2 rRNA genes are annotated in these 3,342 nt (G+C 51.7%); both read right to left on the bottom strand.

The features are described from left to right. Nucleotides 1–26 precede the first annotated feature (26 nt). Nucleotides 27–142, bottom strand: a 5S ribosomal RNA gene (rrf, locus tag HB675_RS25560). A 147-nt stretch (nucleotides 143–289) separates the two neighbouring features. Next, nucleotides 290–3,182: ribosomal RNA gene (locus HB675_RS25565) — 23S ribosomal RNA — on the bottom strand. Between the last annotated feature and the right edge of the window lie 160 nt (nucleotides 3,183–3,342).

The raw sequence follows: 3,342 nt of genomic DNA on the forward strand, positions 1-3,342 counted from the left end.
TTCGCAGATGGGGTTTCGGAATTTAATCTTGACGATGACCTACTCTCACATGGGGAAACCCCACACTACCATCGGCGATGCATCGTTTCACTGCTGAGTTCGGGATGGGATCAGGTGGTTCCAATGCTCTATGGTCGTCAAGAAATTCGGGTACCGAGTCGCTTGCGCGCTTCGGCAAATCAGGTGTGTGATATCGGTTCGTTTGTGAATCGCGAACTTTCGGTTCGTGTCATCTCCACAGTCACCGCAATCTGATGCCCTTTCGGGTCACAAATTGCTTGGGTGTTATATGGTCAAGCCTCACGGGCAATTAGTATGGGTTAGCTCAACGCCTCACAGCGCTTACACACCCCACCTATCAACGTCGTAGTCTTCGACGGCCCTTCAGGGAACTCAAGGTTCCAGTGAGATCTCATCTTGAGGCAAGTTTCCCGCTTAGATGCTTTCAGCGGTTATCTTTCCCGAACATAGCTACCCGGCAATGCCACTGGCGTGACAACCGGAACACCAGAGGTTCGTCCACTCCGGTCCTCTCGTACTAGGAGCAGCCCCTCTCAAATCTCAAACGTCCACGGCAGATAGGGACCGAACTGTCTCACGACGTTCTAAACCCAGCTCGCGTACCACTTTAAATGGCGAACAGCCATACCCTTGGGACCGGCTTCAGCCCCAGGATGTGATGAGCCGACATCGAGGTGCCAAACACCGCCGTCGATATGAACTCTTGGGCGGTATCAGCCTGTTATCCCCGGAGTACCTTTTATCCGTTGAGCGATGGCCCTTCCATACAGAACCACCGGATCACTAAGACCTACTTTCGTACCTGCTCGACGTGTCTGTCTCGCAGTCAAGCGCGCTTTTGCCTTTATACTCTACGACCGATTTCCGACCGGTCTGAGCGCACCTTCGTACTCCTCCGTTACTCTTTAGGAGGAGACCGCCCCAGTCAAACTACCCACCATACACTGTCCTCGATCCGGATAACGGACCTGAGTTAGAACCTCAAAGTTGCCAGGGTGGTATTTCAAGGTTGGCTCCACGCAGACTGGCGTCCACGCTTCAAAGCCTCCCACCTATCCTACACAAGCAAATTCAAAGTCCAGTGCAAAGCTATAGTAAAGGTTCACGGGGTCTTTCCGTCTAGCCGCGGATACACTGCATCTTCACAGCGATTTCAATTTCACTGAGTCTCGGGTGGAGACAGCGCCGCCATCGTTACGCCATTCGTGCAGGTCGGAACTTACCCGACAAGGAATTTCGCTACCTTAGGACCGTTATAGTTACGGCCGCCGTTTACCGGGGCTTCGATCAAGAGCTTCGCTTGCGCTAACCCCATCAATTAACCTTCCGGCACCGGGCAGGCGTCACACCCTATACGTCCACTTTCGTGTTTGCAGAGTGCTGTGTTTTTAATAAACAGTCGCAGCGGCCTGGTATCTTCGACCGGCATGAGCTTACGGAGCAAGTCCTTCACCCTCACCGGCGCACCTTCTCCCGAAGTTACGGTGCCATTTTGCCTAGTTCCTTCACCCGAGTTCTCTCAAGCGCCTTGGTATTCTCTACCCAACCACCTGTGTCGGTTTGGGGTACGGTTCCTGGTTACCTGAAGCTTAGAAGCTTTTCTTGGAAGCATGGCATCAACCACTTCGCGTCCTAAAGGACACTCGTCATCAGCTCTCGGCCTTGAAATCCCGGATTTACCTAAGATTCCAGCCTACCACCTTAAACCTGGACAACCAACGCCAGGCTGGCCTAGCCTTCTCCGTCCCTCCATCGCAGTAACCAGAAGTACAGGAATATTAACCTGTTTTCCATCGACTACGCTTTTCAGCCTCGCCTTAGGGACCGACTAACCCTGCGTCGATTAACGTTGCGCAGGAAACCTTGGTCTTTCGGCGTGGGTGTTTTTCACACCCATTGTCGTTACTCATGTCAGCATTCGCACTTCTGATACCTCCAGCAAGCTTCTCAACTCACCTTCACAGGCTTACAGAACGCTCCTCTACCGCATCATCAAAAGATGATACCCGTAGCTTCGGTACCTGGTTTGAGCCCCGTTACATCTTCCGCGCAGGCCGACTCGACTAGTGAGCTATTACGCTTTCTTTAAAGGGTGGCTGCTTCTAAGCCAACCTCCTAGCTGTCTAAGCCTTCCCACATCGTTTCCCACTTAACCAGGATTTTGGGACCTTAGCTGACGGTCTGGGTTGTTTCCCTTTTCACGACGGACGTTAGCACCCGCCGTGTGTCTCCCATGCTCGGCACTTGTAGGTATTCGGAGTTTGCATCGGTTTGGTAAGTCGGGATGACCCCCTAGCCGAAACAGTGCTCTACCCCCTACAGTGATACATGAGGCGCTACCTAAATAGCTTTCGAGGAGAACCAGCTATCTCCGAGCTTGATTAGCCTTTCACTCCGATCCACAGGTCATCCGCTAACTTTTCAACGGTAGTCGGTTCGGTCCTCCAGTTAGTGTTACCCAACCTTCAACCTGCCCATGGATAGATCGCCCGGTTTCGGGTCTATTCCCAGCGACTAGACGCCCTATTAAGACTCGCTTTCGCTACGCCTCCCCTATTCGGTTAAGCTCGCCACTGAAAATAAGTCGCTGACCCATTATACAAAAGGTACGCAGTCACAGAACAACGTCTGCTCCCACTGCTTGTACGCATACGGTTTCAGGATCTATTTCACTCCCCTCTCCGGGGTTCTTTTCGCCTTTCCCTCACGGTACTAGTTCACTATCGGTCAGTCAGTAGTATTTAGCCTTGGAGGATGGTCCCCCCATATTCAGACAAGGTTTCTCGTGCCCCGTCCTACTCGATTTCATGACAAAGAGATTTTCGCGTACAGGGCTATCACCCACTATGGCCGCACTTTCCAGAGCGTTCCGCTAATCTCAAAGCCACTTAAGGGCTGGTCCCCGTTCGCTCGCCACTACTAAGGGAATCTCGGTTGATTTCTTTTCCTCAGGGTACTTAGATGTTTCAGTTCCCCTGGTTCGCCTCTTGCACCTATGTATTCAGTACAAGATAACTGTCTTATGACAGCTGGGTTCCCCCATTCAGACATCTCCGGATCACAGTCTGTTTGCCGACTCCCCGAAGCTTTTCGCAGGCTACCACGTCTTTCATCGCCTCTGACTGCCAAGGCATCCACCGTATGCGCTTCTTCACTTGACCATATAACCCCAAGCAATCTGGTTATACTGTGAAGACGACATTCGCCGAAAATTCGCAAAACTCTCAAGAGTCCTCACAAATTTTACCTTAGCCTGATACCCACCAGTGAAAGTGGCCATCAGTCTATACTTCTATCACACACCTAAATTTTTAAAGAACG

The sequence above is a fragment of the Pseudomonas sp. dw_358 genome (assembly GCF_018449655.1).
Lineage (GTDB): Bacteria > Pseudomonadota > Gammaproteobacteria > Pseudomonadales > Pseudomonadaceae > Aquipseudomonas.